The sequence below is a fragment of the Streptomyces sp. NPDC100445 genome (assembly GCF_044759735.1).
GTDB lineage: Bacteria > Actinomycetota > Actinomycetes > Streptomycetales > Streptomycetaceae > Streptomyces.
Genome location: NZ_JBIVZV010000003.1, coordinates 578,441 through 595,895 on the forward strand (window position 1 = coordinate 578,441; position 17,455 = coordinate 595,895).

The following is a 17,455-nucleotide window of genomic DNA, read 5'->3' on the forward strand; positions in this document are numbered from 1 at the left end:
TGCGAAGGTTGCACTGGTCAGCAGGTCGGAGCCGACCCTACGGTGAGAGCGCGTCCCCCACCACCCATCAGCTCCCGGGAGGAGCCGTGCCCGCGCACGCCCTGAAACGCCCGACCCTGCTGACCCTGTGCGCCTGCGTCCTGGTCGCGCAGAGCATGGTCGCGGCCGTCAATCTGCTGATCCCCCAGCTCGCGTCGTCCACCCCGCACCCCTCGCACACCGAACTGCTGTGGACGGTCGACGCGTACGTCATCGTCTTCGCGGGCCTGCTGATCCCGGCGGGCGCGCTCGGCGACCGGTACGGCCGCAAGGGCGCCCTGCTCTGCGGGCTGGCCCTGTTCGCCGCCGGCGCCGCGACCAGCGCGCTCGCGCCCGGCCCGGCGCTGCTCATCGCCGGCCGGGGCGTGTCCGGTGCCGGGGCCGCGCTGATCACCCCCGCGACCCTGTCGATCCTGGTGCACCTGGCCGGCCCCGGACACCGCGCCCAGGCGATGGCGTCCTGGACGCTGGCCATCGGGCTGGGCGGCCTGGCCGGCAACCTCGGCGGCGGGCTGGCCGGCCAGTTCCTGTCCTGGCGGGCGCTGTTCGCCGTGATGGTCCCGCTGGCCGGCGTCCTCGCCGCCGCCGTGGCCGTGACCACCCCGCGCACGGCCCGCTCCCCGCAGGCCGGCCCGGACCCGGCCGGCACGCTGCTGCTCACGGCCGGCCTGGTCGCCGTGCTCCTCGGCATCATCGAGGGCCCCGGCCGCGGCTGGACCTCGGCGCGCGTCCTGGCCGCGTTCGCGGCGGGCGTCCTGCTGCTCACGGCGTTCACGGTCCACGCCCTGCGCTCCCGGACCCCGCTGTTCGACCCGCGCGTCTTCCGCTCCGCCGGGCTGCGCGCGGCGACGCTGGGCCTGGCGACCGGCTTCTTCGGCCTGTTCGCGCTGTTCTTCGTCAACTCGCAGTACCTCCAAGAGGTGAAGGGGTTCGGGCCGGCGACGACGGGCGTCGCGATCGTGCCGCTGATCACCGGCATGGCCCTGGTCCCGAAGTTCGCGGCCCGCTGGTCGGCGCGCCCTCGCCCGGTCGTCGGCACCGGGCTCGCCCTGATCGGCGCGGGCCTGCTGGCCGCGTCCACCGCGGACGCGCACACGCCCTACCCGCTGTACGCCTGCTGGCTGCTGGTCATCTCGGCGGGCACGGGGCTGGCCATGCCGGCGCTCACCCTCGGCGTGGTCGTGTCGCTCCCCCCGCACCGGGCGGGGCTCGGCTCCGGCCTCGGCACCTCCGCCCGCGAGATCGGCGCGGCCCTCGGCGTCGCCGTCGCCGGCACCGGCCTGGCGGGCCACACCGGTTTCGCGAACGGGATGGGTCCGGCCCTGCGGGTCGTCGGCACGGTCGTACTCCTGGCCACGGCCGTGGTCGTCACCGGCTACCGCACCCCCGCGCGCCCGTCCCGCCCCACCCCGGGAACACCGGCACCGGCCGAACCGACGACGACCACCGCGGGACCGACCCCGCCCTGACCGGTCCCGGCGCCACGGCCGACTGCCCGGGACCCACGCCCACGTCCGGGGGGTTCTGATGCCGGGAGGCCGCGCACCGACCGGGACCACGCCGGTGCCCCGGAGCCGGAGCAGCGGCCGACGGCGAACCGGGTGCCCGCCCGAGGGACGGGAGCGCCCTGGCCAAGTCGCGCCCGGGGCTCGCCGCTGCCGGGAGGCCGGAGCTGCGGCGAGGGCGAGCCGGTGAGCGAAGGCGAACGTCGGCCGGGAGCCGGGAGCCGGCCGCTGGACGGGCGCCCTGGGCGAGTCGCGGCCCGGGACCCGTCGGTGCCGGGAGGCCGGCCGCGGACCGTGGAGCCGACGGTGGGCCGAGGGACAGCGGCGGACGAAGGCCGGTCGGTGGGCGGGAACCACGCCGATAGCCGGAGACGGTCGCGGGACGGAAGACGAGAGGCGAGCCGGGAAGCCGTTGGCCGGGATCGGGCCTACGGCCGGGGGCCCGCCGGTGCCGCGGCGGCGGCCGGGTCCACGCCGGTGACCGGAGGGGGAACGCCGGCCGGGGGTCGGCCACAGGGCGGGGGCGTCCTGGCCGAGTCCGGCCCGGGGTCCGTCGGTGCCGGGGGTCGACCGTGGAGCCGACGGTGGGCCGAGGGACAGCGGTGGGCGTGAGCGCCTCGGTGGGTGGGGGTGGTGGCCTGAACTTGATCACGGGTGGGTGGGGGCGTCGCAGAATGTGGTGTCGAGCGAAAGGACGTGCCATGTTCCGTGTCCCGACCTGCGTGCTGACCGGCGTGGGGCCGCCCCGGGTGACCGGCGGGCACGCGGTGGACCGGTACGTCCAGATCGGCTCGCTGACGAAGCCGCTGACCGGCACCCTCCTCGCCCGGATGGCCGAGACGGGCGCGGTCCGCCTCGACGACCCCGTCGAACGGTGGCTGCCGGCGCCGCCCGGCACCGGGATCACCCTGCTGAACCTGGCCCGGCACACCTCGGGCCTCCCCCGGTTGCCGCCCGGCCTGCGCGGCCGGGACCCGTACGCGGCCTTCGGCCCGGCCGAACTGCTGCGGCTGGTGCGCGGCATGGACACCGTCGCCGTACGCCCGCCGGGCGAGGAGGAGTACTCCAACCTGGGGTACGCCGTCCTCGGCGCGGCGCTGGCCGCGGCGGGCGGGGCAGGTTACGAGGAGCTGCTCGACACGTACGTCCTGCACCCGGCGGAGCTGACCGGGGTGAGCGCCGATCCCGCCCCCGGACGGCGGCTGCTCGCCCCCGGCCTCGCCGGCACGCGGCGCAGGCCCTGGACGATGAACGGGGCGATCCTCCCGGCGGGCGGCCTGTGGGCGACCCCGCGCGCCGTGGCCGGACTCGTCGTGGGGCTGCTGGTGGAGCGGCGGCTGGGCGAACCGGCCGTGAGCTGGCAGACGGCCGGCCCGCTGCGGTGGCACAACGGCGCCACCCGGGACGCGTCCGTGTTCGCCGGGGCGGCAGAGGACGGACGGTGGGTGGTCGTGCACCGGCTGAACGGACGCTCCGAGGACACCGACCGCGCCGCGCTGGAGGCGCTCCGCCGGGAGGGTTGACCACTGGGTGCGACAACGACGAGATCCCCTCCCGCCGAGCGGGAGGGGATCTCGTGTGTGGAGCGCCGGGCAGGCCTTGCACCTGCATCTCCCCGCAGGAAGCGGGGCGTCTTTCCTTGGACCACCAACGCATCACCTGGTGCCGGTTTCCCGGCGGCCGGTGCGTGATCAACTATAACCCACGACCGCCGGGTCGCACCACGTCGGATCAGATGAGGCCGAGGCCGCGGACCGCCTCGCGCTCCTCCACGAGCTCCTGGACGGAGGCGTCGATGCGGGCGCGGGAGAACTCGTTGATGTCCAGGCCCTGGACGATCCGGTACGTGCCGTTCTCGGTGGTGACGGGGAAGGAGGAGATCAGACCCTCCGGGACGCCGTAGGAGCCGTCCGAGGGGATGCCCATGGAGGTCCAGTCGCCCTCGGCGGTGCCGTTGACCCAGGTGTGCACGTGGTCGATGGCGGCGTTGGCGGCGGAGGCGGCGGAGGACGCGCCCCGCGCCTCGATGATCGCGGCGCCGCGCTTGGCGACGGTCGGGATGAAGTCCTCGGCCAGCCACTTCTCGTCGTTCACGGCCTCGGCGGCGTTCTTGCCGGCGACCGTGGCGTGGAAGATGTCCGGGTACTGGGTCGCGGAGTGGTTGCCCCAGATGGTGAGGCGCTTGATGTCGGCGACCGCGGTGCCGGTCTTCTTCGCCAGCTGGGTCAGCGCGCGGTTGTGGTCCAGGCGGGTCATCGCGGTGAAGCGCTCGGCGGGGACGTCCGGCGCGGCGGCCTGCGCGATGAGCGCGTTGGTGTTGGCCGGGTTGCCGACGACGAGGACCTTGATGTCGTCCGCGGCGTGGTCGTTGATGGCCTTGCCCTGCGGCTTGAAGATGCCGCCGTTGGCCTCCAGCAGGTCGCCGCGCTCCATGCCCTTGGTGCGCGGGCGGGCGCCCACCAGCAGGGCCACGTTGGCGCCGTCGAACGCGACGTTGGGGTCGTCGGTGATGTCGATGCCCTGGAGCAGCGGGAAGGCGCAGTCGTCCAGCTCCATGGCCGTGCCCTCGGCCGCCTTCAGCGCCGGGGTGATCTCCAGCAGGCGCAGCTTGACCGGCACGTCCGCGCCGAGCAGCTGGCCGGAGGCGATGCGGAAGAGCAGGGCGTAACCGATCTGGCCGGCCGCGCCGGTGACGGTGACGTTCACGGGAGTGCGGGTCATGGCGTTCTCCGTATGACAGCTGGCGGTGGGGCGTCCCTGCCCCGGGCGGATGATCGATCTCTTGGCATCAAGAGAGATCCAGCGGTCAGGCTATCGCGCATCCGGCATGCGAGACGTACGGGGCCGTGTGGCTCAGCCCACAGGGTCCGCCGGGCATGCCCGTCACCCGGTGCGGGGCCCGCGAGCGGGTGAAAAAAGGCGGCCGTCCGTTCGAGGGGGGGTGAACGAGGACGGCCGCCGAGGGGGGTACCGGGGTGCCGGACTCCCGTGGGGGTACGGCAACACCTGCCCCGGTTCCGGCCCGGGCATGCGCACCGGCGCGGAATTTCGTCCTCCGCCTCTGTCCGCGCGGCTAGTCGGTGCAGCCCGTCCGCCCGGAGGCGAGCGTGGCGCAGGCCCGGGACCGCGCCGGGTCCCGTACGGCGGCCATCGGGGTGTACGCGATGGTGTCCCCGGTCGCGGTGATGTCACCCGACTGCCGGACCCCGCCCACGGTGAGCCGCACGGTGTCGCCGGGCGCGCCGCCGGTGATCCGGCCCCAGACCGTGCCGCACGTCCTGCTGTAGCGGACCTCCAGGACGGTGGTGCCGAGGGTGACGGACTTGGCGGTCGTCACCAGGTCGCCGCTGCACCCCATCGCCTCGGCGTCCTTGCCGGTGCACGCGGAACCGGAGCACTTCACGCCCGGCGGCAGGCTCGGCCGGGGGCGGGCGGACCGGGAGGAGGCGGCCGCGTCCTGGCCCCGGTGACCGCCGTCCCGGTGGGTGAGGAGGAAGACACCGCCGATGAGGACGAATACGCCGGCCATGCCCGCGAAGAACATCAGCACCTGCTGCCGGCGCGGGGGCACCGGTTCCGCGGGGCCGGAGCGCCCGGGCGCCGGGTGCCCGGCACGGGGGGCCGGTGTCCCGGCGGGGGTGTTCGCGGGGACCGGCGCGGTCGGGAGGCCGATGGGGGTGACCCGGGTCGGGGCGGTGGTGCCGGCGGCCCCGGCGGTGGCGCCCGGGATGCCGTCCGGTGCGGCCGGGGCCGGGGTGCGCGGAGCGCCCGGGGCCGGGGCGGTGGTGGCCGACGGGCCGGTGGGGCCGGCCGGGGTGCCCGCCGGGCGGACGGTCGCCTTCGACGGACCCAGGTATCCCGCCAGCCCCCAGGAGTTGGCGCCGGGCGCGGGAGCGGCACCGGCCCCCACACGGGCGCCGTCGCCGGACGCCGGACCGGTGCCGGTGGACGTGCCCGTGCCCGTGGACGTGCCGGTGCCGGTGGACGTGCCGGTGCCCCTGCCGGTGCCGGTGCCCGTGCCGGTGCCGGTGCCCGTGCCGGTGCCGGTGGACGTGCCGGTGCCCGTGCCCGTGGCCGCGCCCGCCGTCGCGGCGGGCCGGGCGGGGGCGGCGCCGTTCGCGCGCCCGGTGTCGTCGGGGTCCGATTCCGCCCGGCTCCAGGCGCGTTCGGCCAGCTCCCACAGGCCGGTCAGGTCGGCGGTGGGGGTGCCGGTGACCTCGGCCAGCGCGACGACCGCGCCCTTGGGCGCCAGGAGCCGGCCGGCCAGGTACCGCTCCCAGGACGTCCTGCCGTACCCGGTGGTGTCGGCCAGCTCCACGACGCTCAGGCCGCCGTGGTCGACGAGCCGCCGCATCCGCTCGACGAACTCCCCGATCTGCGGGTCCAGTTCCTCCGGCAGGGTGTTCCAGCGAGGCATCGCTTCCCCCTCCTCCCCTCTTCCCCCGTGTTCCGTGCGCACGTCCAAGGATCCCAGCTCCGGGCCGTGCCGGCGGCAGGGGACACGGCGGGTGGCCCGCGTCCGGTGCGGGACGCGGGCCACCTGCCGTACGAGGAGCCGCTACTTGGTGACCGTGAGGTGCAGGGTGTCCTTCAGGAACGGGATCTCCAGCCACGGCTTGGGCTGGGCCATCATCGCCAGCAGCACGATCGCCAGGCCGAGGACGCCGTAGGTGGCGATGTCCGTGAAGCGGGAGCGGACGGCGAGCATGCCGACGCTGGGCAGCACCCAGCGTATGACCGCGCCGGCCAGCAGGGCGGCGCCGATCAGCAGGGTGCCGACCCGGAACAGGTCCAGGGCGGTCAGCAGCAGGCCGAGCGCGACGGCCGACAGGACCACGAGCAGGGGCCACTGGCGGGCGGGCGCCGGGGCGTCGCCGGGCGCGGCCCGGCCGCCGCCCTCCGGCCGGGCGGTGTCCCGCGTGAACAGCGGGAAGCGGCGGGTGACGCGGCGCGGGCGCCCCTCGGCGTCGGGGGCGCTGATCGCGTCCCGCACGGTCGGTTCCGCGGACTCGCGGGCGTCCTCAGCCGGCACTGCGCTCCGCCGCCTCGACCACGTTGACCAGCAGGAGGGCCCGGGTCATCGGGCCGACGCCGCCGGGGTTGGGGGAGATCCAGCCGGCCACCCCGGCCACGTCCGGGTGGACGTCGCCGACGATCCTGCCGTCGGCGTCGCGGGAGACGCCGACGTCGAGGACGGCCGCGCCCGCCTTGACGTCCTCGGCGCGGATCAGGTGCGGGGAGCCGGCCGCGGCGATGACGATGTCGGCCCGCCTCAGGTGGGCGGAGAGGTCGCGGGTGCCGGTGTGGCACTGGGTCACGGTGGCGTTCTCGCTGCGCCGGGTCAGCAGCAGCGGCATCGGACGGCCGATGGTGACACCGCGGCCGACGACCACGACCTCGGCGCCCTTGATCTCCACGCCGTGGGCGCGCAGCAGGGTGAGGATGCCGTTGGGGGTGCAGGGCAGCGGGGCCGGCTCGTTCAGGACGAGGCGGCCGAGGTTGGTCGGGTGCAGGCCGTCGGCGTCCTTGGCCGGGTCCATGAGTTCCAGGACGCGGTTCTCGTCGATGCCCCGGGGCAGCGGCAGCTGGACGATGTAGCCGGTGCAGGCCGGGTCCTCGTTCAGCTCGCGGACGACCGCCTCGATCTCCGCCTGGGTGGCGGTGGCGGGCAGCTCGCGCTGGATGGAGGCGATGCCCACCTGGGCACAGTCGCGGTGCTTGCCGGCGACGTACTTCTGGCTGCCGGGGTCGTCCCCGACCAGGATCGTGCCGAGGCCGGGCGTGACGCCCTTCTCCTTCAGCGCCGCCACGCGGGCGGTCAGATCAGACTTGATCGCGGCTGCGGTGGCCTTGCCATCGAGAATCTGGGCGGTCATGGGTCCCATCCTCGCGGATGACCCGGCCCGGGGACGAATCCGGGTGTCACAGCTTGATCAGCGATGTTGCACTTGCACAACACCTGACGTATCCGGCTGGACAAGTAAGAGCCCGTTAAAGAACGATGACCACACAGTGCCGCGGGCAGTACCGGGGGGACGGACCGCATCTGTAGAACTTTCCTCCGCACCGTGCCGCGCGTCGTCCCCGCACTTGAGCATCGCAACGGAGGAAGACCGCCATGAGCTTTGGCGACCCGAACAACCCCTACGGCGCGCCGCAGGGCCAGCAGCCCGGATACCCGCCCCCGCCCCCGCAGGGCCAGCCCGGCTACGGCTACCCGGCCGCCCCCCAGGGCCAGCCCGGTTACGGCTACCCGGCCGCGCCCCCGCTCCACCAGCACGGCTACGGCCTCCCGATGGAGATGCCCGGCCTGATGAAGACCGCGCGGGTGCTGCTGTTCATCCTGTCCGGCTTCCAGATCCTGGCCGGTTTCGTCGTCGGCGCGGCGGTCGGTGCCGTCCAGGACGTGTCCAACGGCGTCGGCTCCGGTGACAGCACCGACGGCCTGGCCGGTCTGGGCTACCTCTTCGCGGCGCTGCTGCTGGGCCTGGGCGCGCTGTCGATCTTCCTGGGCGTGAAGTTCAAGAACGGCGGCAGCGGCATCCGCATCACCACGATCGTCTACGCGGGTCTGATGATCCTCGGCGGCATCACCAACATGGTCAACGGCGCGAACGGCTCCGCCACCTTCTTCGGGCTGATCTCGCTGGCCATGGCCGGCATCATCCTGGCGTCGATGGTCACCGGTGCCGCCACGGCGTGGTTCAACCGTCCGCGGTACTGATCCGCGGGGGGCCGGTGTCCCGGGGCCGTGTCCCGTCCGGACGGACGGGGCGCGGCCCGCTGCGTCCCCCGGGCCGCCGGCTCACTGGTCGAGATAGGTCAGGACGGCCAGCACCCGGCGGTTGTCGCCGTCCGTCGGGAGCAGGCCGAGCTTGGTGAAGATGTTGCCGATGTGCTTGGCGACGGCCTTCTCGGTGACGAACAGGGCTGCCGCGATGCCCGCGTTGGAGCGGCCCTGGGCGAGGAGTTCGAGCACCTCGCGTTCCCGTTCGGTGAGGCTGCCGACGGCCTCGTCGCGCTCCTTGCGGACCAGCAGCTGGGAGATGACCTCGGGGTCCATGGCCGTACCGCCCGCGGCCACCCGCTGGATGGAGTCCAGGAACTGGGCGCCGTTGGTGACGCGGTCCTTGAGCATGTAGCCGACGCCCCGGCCGCCGCTGGTGAGCAGCTCACGGGCGTAGAGGGGCTCGACGTACTGGGAGAGCAGGAGGACCGCCAGGTCGGGGTTCTCCTTGCGGGCGGCGAGGACGGCGCGCAGGCCCTCGTCGGTGAAGTTCGGCGGGAGCCGGACGTCGACGACGGCGACGTCCGGCTGTTCCCTGCCCAGGGCCTCCAGCAGGTCGGTGCCGTTGTCCACGGCGGCCACCACGTCGTGGCCGTAGGCCCCGAGCAGGCGGATCAGCCCGTCCCTCAGGAGGAAGTGGTCTTCGGCGAGGACAATACGCACGGGATCTCCATCGTCACCATCGTCGGCCCGTTGACCGGGCTGCTCAGGGCCAGCACGCCGTCGAAGGTGGCGAGCCGCCGCTCGATGCCCCGCAGTCCGGTGCCGAGGGAGGCGTCGGCACCGCCGTGACCGTCGTCGGTGACGGTGATGTGGAGCATGCCGCGATCGTAACGAAGGTCGATCCAGGCCCGGTCGGCCCGCGCGTGCTTCGCCACGTTCGTGAGGATCTCGGAGATGGCGAAGTAGGCGGCGGACTCCACCGGCATCTCCGGGCGGCCCGGCAGGTCGACCTGGACCTCGGTGCGTACGGGGCACACCATGGCCAACGCCCTGATGGCGTCGGCGAGTCCGCGGTCGGCGAGGACGGGCGGGTGGATGCCGCGGACCAGGTTGCGCAGTTCCTCCAGGGCGGCGGAGGAGGACTGGCGGGCCTCGATGAGCAGGGCGCGGACGGCCTCGGGGTTGGTCTCCAGCAGGTGCTCTGCCGCGTCGAGGGTCATGCCCATGGCAACCAGACGGGCCTGGGCGCCGTCGTGCAGGTCCCGCTCGATCCGGCGGATCTCGGCCATCTGGGTGTCCACCGCGTCGGAGCGGGTGGCGGCCAGGTGCTGGATCCGGCTGGCCATCAGCTCGCTCTCGCTCGGCGCGAGCATCGCCCTCGTGTACAGGGCGTGCCGGCGCACCGCGCGCGGGGCCGCCCACAGGGCCAGCGGCAGTTGGAGCAGACCGAGCAGACCGGCGAGGACCGCGGTGGCCTGGCCCTCGATCGGGATGAACTGGTACCACAGGCCGTCCCACTCGGTGGACAGCGGAACCCCGAAGAAGGCGAGGAAGACGCCCCACGCCCCGCTGAGGATCAGCGCGAGCGGGAAGAACGCGAGGAAGCCGCCGGCCAGCGGTTCGGTGAGCACCCACACGTACTCGCGCCGCGTCTGCGGGTCGCTCATGATCCAGCGGTAGCGGGCCACGGCACCCGAGGCACCCGCGGGCGCGGGCGGCAGCGGTCCGGGCGGGCCCGGGATCGCCACGCCGGCCCAGCGCAGCGCCAGTTCACGCTGGTGCGCGGCCAGGGACCGCACCCCCTCCATGGCCCGCGGCACCATGCCGAGGCCCGGACCGACCAGGCTGATCGCCCCGGACACGGCGAGGGAACGGCCGAAAGCCGCCATCGACATCCAGCACAGCGCCAGCGCCCGCCGCAGTCCCGTCATGCCGGCGGCCACCGAGAACCCTCTGATCGCCGCCGGCTGGCGGACCCCGCCGAGCTGCATCGTGCGGTCGTCCATGCGTCCCGCTCCTTCCTCGCCCCGCCCCGCCGTGAGCGGTGCCGGTGTCGTACGTCCGTCGTGGGCCGAAGGGCCCGCCCCCTCATTGTGGTGGCCGGGGGGCGGCGAAATCGGTGGTAAAAACACCCCTCTTGGCCCCGCGTCCGTCAGGGGCCGACGAACAGCGACAGCGTGTCGGCCACGCAGGCGGCCCGGGACCGCCCCTCGACCTCCACCGTCATCCGGACGGCGGCCAGGTGGCCGACCGGCGTCTCCCGCACCCCGGTGAGCTTCGCGCCGCCGCGCACCCGGGAGCCGACCGGCACCGGATGCGGGAAACGCACCTTGTCCAGGCCGAAGTTGACGCCCATCTCGACCTTCTCGATGTCGAAGATGGCACGCATCATGGTGGGCAGCAGGGCCAGGGTCATGTAACCGTGCAGGATGGTGCCGCCGAACGGCCCGGTCGCCGCGCGCTCGGGGTCCGTGTGGATCCACTGGAGGTCGCCGGTGGCGCCGGCGAACTGGTCCACCTGCTCCTGGGTCACCGGCGTCCACGGGCTGTGGCCCAGGTGTTCGCCGACGGCGGCGGAGAACTCGTCCAGGGTGGCGAAAGATCTCATGGCGTCGATTCTGTGCGGCTGCCGGAGGGCCGGACAAGGCGGTCGCCCGCGGCGCGGCCGTTCGGTCAGCGGGTCGTCATCCGTTCGTCAGCGCGCGCCGGGGCCTGGCCGGCCCCGGCGCGCGCGGGCTCAGCCGTAGCGCTTGAGTTCGTGGAAGAAGCCGGGCACGGTGTGCAGCAGGTCGGCCTCGCGGACGCGGTCGTGGACGTACTTGGCCACCGCCAGGTCGAGCACGCCGAGCCCGAACGGCGAGAAGACCACCGGCCGGTCGGCGGGCGGGGTGATGGCGCCGGTCAGCACGTCGAACAGGGTGCCGGCGAGGAACTCCCGGGTGCCGGTGAGCTGTTCGGCGAGGTGGGGCGAGGTGCCGGCCTTCAGGCAGTGGTCGATGTCGTCGACCGCGTTCCACGCGGACAGGACGACCTCCGGGGCCAGGTCGCGCAGCGACACGTGCAGCACCAGCGGGTTGTGCGTGAACCATCCGGGGTCGGTCACGTGCGGCTCGCCCGCGACGGTGGCGAAGACCACGAGGTCGCTGGAGCGGATCAGGTCCTCGGGCTTGTCGTACACGGTGATCTCCGCCCGGTCCCCGGCCGCGCGCCGCAGGTACCCGGTGAAGCCCTCGGCGTGCTCGGCGGACAGGTCGTGCACGCCGAGGGCGTCGAAGTCGAAGCCGCCGGCGGCCAGGTAGGTGTGTATGTAGCGGGCGATCAGGCCGGTGCCGAAGAACCCGACCCGGGTGGGCCGGGTACCGCGCGCCCGGCTGATCCGGTCGGCGGCGAGGGCCGCGGAGGCCGCGGTGCGCGCGGCGCTGATGATGGAGGACTCCAGGCAGGCGAACGGGTAGCCGGTCTCGGCGTCGTTGAGGACGAGGACGGCCGAGGCGCGTGGCAGGCCGGCGGCCACGTTCTCCGGGAAGCTGGAGATCCACTTGATGCCGTGCACGTCGACGTCACCGCCCACCGAGGCGGGCAGCGCGATGATCCGGGAGGACGGCCGGTCCGGGAAGCGCAGGAAGTACGAGTCCGGGTTGACGGTCCGCGCCTCGCCGTGCAGCCGGTAGGCGGCCTCGACGGTGGAGACGACCTCGTCCTCCGCGCCGGTGAGCACCTGGTGCACCTGGGCACCGGAGATCACGGAGAAGGAAGGGGCCTGGGACACTTGTGGGGTCATGGGAACAGCGCTCCGATACGGGTTCGGGAAGGTGGGGCCGGCCGGTGCGCGACCGGCGTGCGGTGACGGGGCGGCCGGTCGGCCGATGCGGGGCGGGCGATGGGACGGTCAGCCGATGCGGGCGAGGCCCTTGGCGTGCTGCCGGGCCCGTCCCCGCGACACCCGCAGCGGGTCCCAGCCGGCGTCGCGCCGGGGCAGCAGCGCCGGGTCGCCGAGCACCGTGCCGGCGAACACCTCCGGGAGCAGCGGCCGGCCCAGGATGTGGGAGACCGCGGCCATGCCGCCGGCGGCGACCCCGGCCATGCCGCTGCCGTGCCGGGTGTTCTGACCCACCACGTACAGCCCCTCGATGTCGGTGCGCACGTCGGGCCGCTGCCGCCCCGCGCCCCAGGTGGCCATGCCGTACGGGGAGCCGCCGCCGGCGCGGATGTAGCGCTCGTTGGTGAGCGGGGTGGCCGTCTCCACGTGGGTGATGCGGTCCCGGAACGGGCCGAGGACCTGTTCGGCGGCGTCCAGGGCCAGCTCGGTGACCTCCCGCTTGCGGGCCAGGTAGGCGGGGCGGCGGCGGTACGGTTCGCCGGTGAGCGGGCCGCCGCCGGCGCCCCAGAACCCCTCCCCCGACGGGAGGATCGTCATCAGCTGGAAGTTGCTGTGCCCGGGCGGGCACACCGCGGGCGAGCCGGCGTCCTTGACGGAGGCGAAGGAGAAGGCGAGCTGGGGGATGCGGTCCAGGGTCCCGGTGCGGGCGTGGTGCTCCAGCATCGCGGCGTGCGCGCCCTCCATGTCGTCCGTGGCGTGCCACCAGATGTTGGCGTTGGGCAGGCCGGGCAACTCGGTGTCCAGGGCGACGTAGACCGCGACGACCGCGTCCCGCATGGTGGCCGCCCGGGTCCGGGCGACCAGGTCGGCCGGGAACGCCTCCTCGCCGCCGCACAGGTTCAGCACGGTGTTGCGGTAGTCGGCGTTGGACACCACCAGCGGGGCCAGGACGCGGGTGCCGTCGGTGAGTTCGACGCCGGTGGTGCGGCCCTTCTCGATCAGGATGCGCCGCACCTCGCAGCGGGTGCGCAGCTCGCCGCCGTACGCCTCCAGGGCCTCCACGAACGCGGCGACGAGGGCCTGGCCGCCGCCCTCGGGGTAGTAGGCGCCGCGCAGGTAGTGGTCCAGCATGGTGACGTGCTCGGCGAAACCGACGTCGTCGGGCATGGCGCCGTAGTTGCCGGCCTGCGCGGCGAGCAGGGTGCGGCCCTTGGCGGACAGCCCGCAGTGGTCCAGGGCCTGGCCGAGCGTGCGCCGGTTCCAGCGCATGGTCTGCGGCGACCGGCGGAACAGCTCCACCATCGGGGTGCCGAGCAGGCTGGCCCGGCCGGCGCCGGCCACGGCCGCGGCGAGGTCGACGAAGCGGTGCATGGCGTCGGCCTCGGCGGGCAGGGCCGCGGCGAGACGCTCGCGGTAGCGGTCCCAGCCGGCCGGTACGTCGACCACGGCGGTCGGCGTGATGATCCGGTCGAAGCCGCCCTCGTTGTCCAGCGGCCGGAACGTCACCCGGCCGGCGACGCCGAGTCCGGACAGGACGGCGGGCAGCAGGCCGTCCGGGCCGCAGTCCCCGAGGTAGTGGGTGCCGACGTCGAACTCGTACCTGCGCCGGCGGCGGAAGACGTGGGCGTTGCCGCCCGCCACGTCGTGCTGTTCCAGCACGAGGACCCGGCGGCCGTCGGCGGCCAGGTAGCCGGCCGTCACCAGGCCGCCGACACCGCTGCCGACCACCACGGCGTCGTACCGCTGCACCGCCGTCCCCGCCCCCGTGCCCCGCATCTGCTCCCCCATCAGAAGACGCCGCCCCCGTGGATCTCCACGACCGATCCGGTGATGTACGCGGCCCGGTCGGACACCAGGAACGACACCAGGTCGGCGACCTCCTCGGCCCGGCCGAGCCGGCCCAGCGGCACGCTCTTCAGCTGGCGTTCGCGGGCGGCCTCGGGCATGCCGCCGACCATGTCGGTCTCGATCAGGCCGGGGGCGACGACGTTGGCGCGCACGCCCCGCGGGCCCAGCTCCCGTGCCAGGGACTTGGTGAAGCCGATGATCCCGGCCTTGGACGCCGCGTAGTTCGCCTGTCCGGTGTTGCCGTGGATGCCGGCCACGGAGGACAGGTTGACGATGACGCCGGTGCGCCGCTTGCTCATCGAGAACGCGGCGGAGCGGCACACGTGGTAGACGCCGTCGAGGTTGGTGCGCAGCACCGCGTCCCAGTCCTCCTGGCCCATCAGCACCAGCGGCCGGTCGCGGGTGATGCCCGCGGAGGTGACGACGGCGTCGACGGGGCCGAGTTCGCGTTCGGTGCGCGCGTACCACTCGCGGACATCGGCGGCGTCGGCCACGTCGCAGCGCACGGCGAGCACCCGGGTGCCCGCCTCGGCGGCCTCCTTGGCGAGCTCCTCGGCGGCGTCCTGCCGGGAGCGGTAGCAGAACGACACGTCGTGGCCGTCCCGCGCGAGCCGCAGGACGACGGCCCGGCCGATGCCCCGGGACCCACCACTGACCAGCGCGATCACGCGTCCTCCCCGAACAGTCTGAGGACGGCCGCGGCGACGGCCCCGTCCCGGTCCACGGCGGTCACCAGCGCGATCCGCCCCCGGGAGTCCGGGTCGGCCGCGGCGACGGACAGCACCGCCGCGATCTGGAAGGAGGCGGAGGCGGCGCTGGTGTCGCCGAGCAGCTCCATCGACGGCACCCGGCCCAGTGCCGCGGTCGGCACCAGCGCGGCGAGCGCCTCGTGCTCGGCACGGCCGGCGGCGCTCGGCGCCGCCGAGGGCACGGCCGCCCAGACCTCGTCGGCGCCGGCACCGGCCCGCTCCAGGGCGCGGCGGGCGCAGGCGGAGACCGCGGCGAACGGGTCGTCGTCGATGTCGACGCGGGTCTCGACGGCCAGCACGGCCGCCAGCGGCGGGCGCTCGGCGCGGCCGGCGGGCTCGACGAGGAACAGGCCGCAGCCCTCGCCGAGCAGCGGCGCCGGCTCGCCGGGCTGGGCGGCGGTCGCCTCGTACCAGGCGTGCGCGGCGGAGAACTCCTCCGCCGACCCCGCCACGTACTGGGTGGCCCGGCCCTGCGCGAGCAGCCGGCGGGCGTAGTTCAGGGCGAGCAGGCCGGCGGCCCGGCCGCCGGCGACGGTGGTGTTGGGGCCCTTCAGGCCGTGCCGGATGGCGCAGGCGCCGGCGGCGTGGTTGAGGCTGCCGAACGGGATGCGGCCGGCGTCGACGTAGAAGGGCCGCTCGTTGGTGTAGGACTGGCGCAGGAAGTCGGTGACGTTCTCCAGGCTGCCCATGGTGATGCCGAGGACGACGCCGGTGCGGTCGTCGGTGGCGACCGACGGCGCGCCGTCGGCGTCGCGCAGCAGCCCGTCGGAGGCGACCAGCGCCAGCGCGGTGAGCCGGTCCATCTTGGCGGTGCCGCGCTTGCCGAGCAGTTCCTGCACGTCGAAGCCGGGCACGGTGCACACCTCCGGCGACGGCAGGGTGCCCGAAGCGGCGTCCGCCTTCACCGCGGTCTTCGCCCCGGCGCGCACGCCGGCGGCGAACGCCGCGCGGCCCACGCCGTACGGCGACACCGCCGACCAGCCGGTGATGACGGGCGTGTCCGGGGGCAGCGCGGCCCCGGAGGCGGCGTCTGCGTTGCTCATGGCCGTACCTTCTCCCCGTAGGTGCCCAGGATCAGCACGGCGTTGTTGCCGGCGAAGGCACTCGAGTTGTTCTGCACGATCCGTACGTCGGCCTCGACCGCCTTGTTCGGTACGACGTCGAGGGGGCACTCCGGGTCGGTCTCGCGATGGTTGATGGTGGGCGGGATGAACCCGTGCTCGATGGCGAGGCCGCAGGCGATCGCGCCGAGCGCGCTGGCGGCGCCCATCGAGTGGCCCAGCATCGACTTCACGGCGACCGTGCGCGGCGGGGCGTCCCCGTACACGTCGAGGATGGCCGCGGTCTCCGTGCTGTCGTTGGCCCGGGTGCCGGTGCCGTGCGCGGAGATGAAGTCGACCTCGCGCCGCTCGACGCCCGCGTCGGCCAGGGCCAGCCGGATGCCCCGGGCGATGCCGTCGCGGTTGGGTGCGGTGGGGTGGGCGGCGTCGCAGCTCAGGCCGTAGCCGAGGACCTCGGCGTGGATGCGCGCGCCGCGGGCCAGGGCCGACTCCAGGCTCTCCATGACGAGGATGCCGGCCCCCTCGCCGGTGAGGATGCCCTGGCGGTCCTTGTCGAAGGGGCGCACCACGTCGGGGCTGAGCGCCCCGAACCGCTTGAACAGGGCGAACGCCTTGCGGTTGACGGCGTCCGCGCCGCCGCACAGCGCCAGGTCGACCTCGCCGGAGCGGATGGCGTCCAGGCCGTAGCCGATGGAGTAGTTCCCGGCGGCGCACGCGGTGGTGACGGTGGTCGCCTCCACGTTCGGCATGCGCAGTTCCCGGGCGATCGCGGTGGACAGCCGGCCGGCGTTGATGCGGCGGGCGCGGACCGGGTCCATCGCCTCCGGGTCGCCGGCGGCCAGCTCCTGCTCCAGCAGGACGGCGATGTCGTGGGACTCGCCGTCGGTGGTGCCGACGGTGATGACGGCGGCCCGGTCGGCGAGGGCGGCGTCGTCCAGCCCGGCGTCCTCGACGGCCATGCGGGCCGCGGCGACGGCGAACCGGCCGGCGCGGCCCACGTGGTCGAGCGGCAGGTTGCGGATCCAGCGCTCCGGCTCGAAGTCGGGGACCTCGCAGGCCGTGTTCTGCCCGAAGCCCTCGGTGTCGAAGCGGGTGATCGGCCGGGCACCGGACCGGCCGGCCCGCAGGCCGGCGGTGTACTCCTCGACGCCGGTGCCGATGCTGGAGATCACGCCGAAGCCGGTGACGACGACCCGCCGGTGGCCGGTCCGGCCGGTGGTCCGCTCCGTGGACTGCTGCGTGGACATGGGCGTCACCAGCCGGCGGCTGTGGCGGCCACCTGGTAGGTCGCCGCCACGTTGACCATGTTCGGCAGTTCGTTCATGTCGATGACGATGGAGTACTCCATCTCCAGTGCGCTGAGGACGTCGATCAGCTTGAGCGAGTCGGCGCCGAGTTCGTCGATGAAGAGCGCGGTGTCGGAGAGACGCTCGGGGTCGACGTCGATGTTCTCGGCGATGATTTCCCGGATGCGGGTGAGGCGCTCGGGAGCGGCCGTGGTCATGGCTCGGTCCTCCGTTGTCGGGATTCCCGGTCGGTGACGCGGGAAGAAGGCGGGAGAAGTGGTGCGAGGAGCGGTGCGGCTGCGCGGCAGAAGGGGCAGCCGAGCGGCCCGGTCAGAAACCTAGTCAGCGCCGATGACTGTCCAGTGACCGCCAACTGACGGACCGCTGACGGCGGTCGGCCGGGGGAAACCCCCGGTG

The 17,455-nt window shown here is 74.3% G+C and carries 16 protein-coding genes and 1 tRNA gene; 3 read left to right on the plus strand and 14 right to left on the minus strand.

Features of this window, described 5'->3' with window-relative positions; translation table 11 throughout:
• The first annotated feature begins 86 nt into the window (after window positions 1–86).
• A complete protein-coding gene (locus ACIQVT_RS11630; protein WP_403750864.1) occupies window positions 87–1,508 on the plus strand; it encodes an MFS transporter in 1,422 nt (473 codons plus the stop codon).
• 620 nt (window positions 1,509–2,128) lie between these two features.
• Window positions 2,129–3,067: a serine hydrolase domain-containing protein gene (locus ACIQVT_RS11635; protein ID WP_403750866.1), complete on the plus strand. Its 939-nt coding sequence runs from the start codon at window positions 2,129–2,131 to the stop codon at window positions 3,065–3,067.
• A gap of 58 nt (window positions 3,068–3,125) precedes the next feature.
• On the opposite strand, the gene ACIQVT_RS11640 is transcribed toward ACIQVT_RS11635, so the two are convergent.
• The 5 genes from ACIQVT_RS11640 to ACIQVT_RS11660 form a co-directional block, all read right to left on the minus strand.
• Window positions 3,126–3,198 (minus strand) — tRNA-Gly (locus ACIQVT_RS11640).
• Window positions 3,199–3,275: 77 nt separating this feature from the next.
• On the minus strand, window positions 3,276–4,265 hold the full coding sequence (locus ACIQVT_RS11645; RefSeq protein ID WP_403750868.1) for a malate dehydrogenase: 990 nt from the start codon (window positions 4,263–4,265) through the stop codon (window positions 3,276–3,278).
• Between the two features lie 352 nt (window positions 4,266–4,617).
• Window positions 4,618–5,961 (minus strand): DUF2690 domain-containing protein, encoded by a 1,344-nt coding sequence (locus tag ACIQVT_RS11650; RefSeq protein ID WP_403750870.1) that lies wholly within the window; start codon window positions 5,959–5,961, stop codon window positions 4,618–4,620.
• A gap of 141 nt (window positions 5,962–6,102) precedes the next feature.
• Entirely contained in the window at window positions 6,103–6,576 is a 474-nt protein-coding gene (locus ACIQVT_RS11655) for a DUF3017 domain-containing protein (RefSeq protein ID WP_403750872.1), read from the minus strand.
• Window positions 6,566–7,420 carry a bifunctional methylenetetrahydrofolate dehydrogenase/methenyltetrahydrofolate cyclohydrolase gene (locus ACIQVT_RS11660; RefSeq protein WP_403750874.1) on the minus strand — a complete coding sequence of 285 codons (855 nt, stop codon included), beginning with the start codon at window positions 7,418–7,420 and terminating at the stop codon, window positions 6,566–6,568. Before ACIQVT_RS11660 ends, ACIQVT_RS11655 begins: the two co-directional genes overlap by 11 nt.
• Before the next feature lie 242 nt (window positions 7,421–7,662).
• Here ACIQVT_RS11660 and ACIQVT_RS11665 point away from each other — a divergent pair, with 242 nt between their 5' ends.
• A complete protein-coding gene (locus ACIQVT_RS11665) occupies window positions 7,663–8,268 on the plus strand; it encodes a hypothetical protein (RefSeq protein WP_403750876.1) in 606 nt (201 codons plus the stop codon).
• A gap of 81 nt (window positions 8,269–8,349) precedes the next feature.
• On the opposite strand, the gene ACIQVT_RS11670 is transcribed toward ACIQVT_RS11665, so the two are convergent.
• From ACIQVT_RS11670 to ACIQVT_RS11710, 9 genes are all read right to left on the minus strand, one after another.
• Window positions 8,350–8,994 (minus strand): LuxR C-terminal-related transcriptional regulator, encoded by a 645-nt coding sequence (locus ACIQVT_RS11670; protein ID WP_403750878.1) that lies wholly within the window; start codon window positions 8,992–8,994, stop codon window positions 8,350–8,352.
• Window positions 8,958–10,280, minus strand: a complete 1,323-nt coding sequence (locus tag ACIQVT_RS11675) for a histidine kinase (protein WP_403750881.1) — start codon at window positions 10,278–10,280, stop codon at window positions 8,958–8,960. The genes ACIQVT_RS11670 and ACIQVT_RS11675 overlap by 37 nt, the downstream gene beginning before the upstream one ends.
• Before the next feature lie 146 nt (window positions 10,281–10,426).
• A complete protein-coding gene (locus ACIQVT_RS11680) occupies window positions 10,427–10,882 on the minus strand; it encodes a MaoC family dehydratase (protein WP_403750883.1) in 456 nt (151 codons plus the stop codon).
• Between the two features lie 129 nt (window positions 10,883–11,011).
• Complete coding sequence (gene sbnB, locus ACIQVT_RS11685) at window positions 11,012–12,055, minus strand: 2,3-diaminopropionate biosynthesis protein SbnB (protein WP_403750885.1); 1,044 nt, start codon at window positions 12,053–12,055, stop codon at window positions 11,012–11,014.
• Window positions 12,056–12,163: 108 nt separating this feature from the next.
• The gene (locus tag ACIQVT_RS11690) at window positions 12,164–13,882 is read right to left on the minus strand and encodes a phytoene desaturase family protein (protein WP_403750887.1); all 1,719 of its coding nucleotides are present in this window, start codon (window positions 13,880–13,882) and stop codon (window positions 12,164–12,166) included.
• Window positions 13,882–14,610 carry a 3-oxoacyl-[acyl-carrier-protein] reductase gene (gene fabG, locus ACIQVT_RS11695; RefSeq protein ID WP_403750889.1) on the minus strand — a complete coding sequence of 243 codons (729 nt, stop codon included), beginning with the start codon at window positions 14,608–14,610 and terminating at the stop codon, window positions 13,882–13,884. The genes ACIQVT_RS11690 and fabG overlap by 1 nt, the downstream gene beginning before the upstream one ends.
• A complete protein-coding gene (locus ACIQVT_RS11700) occupies window positions 14,607–15,734 on the minus strand; it encodes a beta-ketoacyl synthase N-terminal-like domain-containing protein (RefSeq protein ID WP_403750891.1) in 1,128 nt (375 codons plus the stop codon). Before ACIQVT_RS11700 ends, fabG begins: the two co-directional genes overlap by 4 nt.
• On the minus strand, window positions 15,731–16,999 hold the full coding sequence (locus ACIQVT_RS11705; RefSeq protein WP_403750893.1) for a beta-ketoacyl-[acyl-carrier-protein] synthase family protein: 1,269 nt from the start codon (window positions 16,997–16,999) through the stop codon (window positions 15,731–15,733). Before ACIQVT_RS11705 ends, ACIQVT_RS11700 begins: the two co-directional genes overlap by 4 nt.
• Window positions 17,000–17,004: 5 nt before the next feature.
• Entirely contained in the window at window positions 17,005–17,256 is a 252-nt protein-coding gene (locus tag ACIQVT_RS11710; RefSeq protein WP_403750895.1) for an acyl carrier protein, read from the minus strand.
• Between the last annotated feature and the right edge of the window lie 199 nt (window positions 17,257–17,455).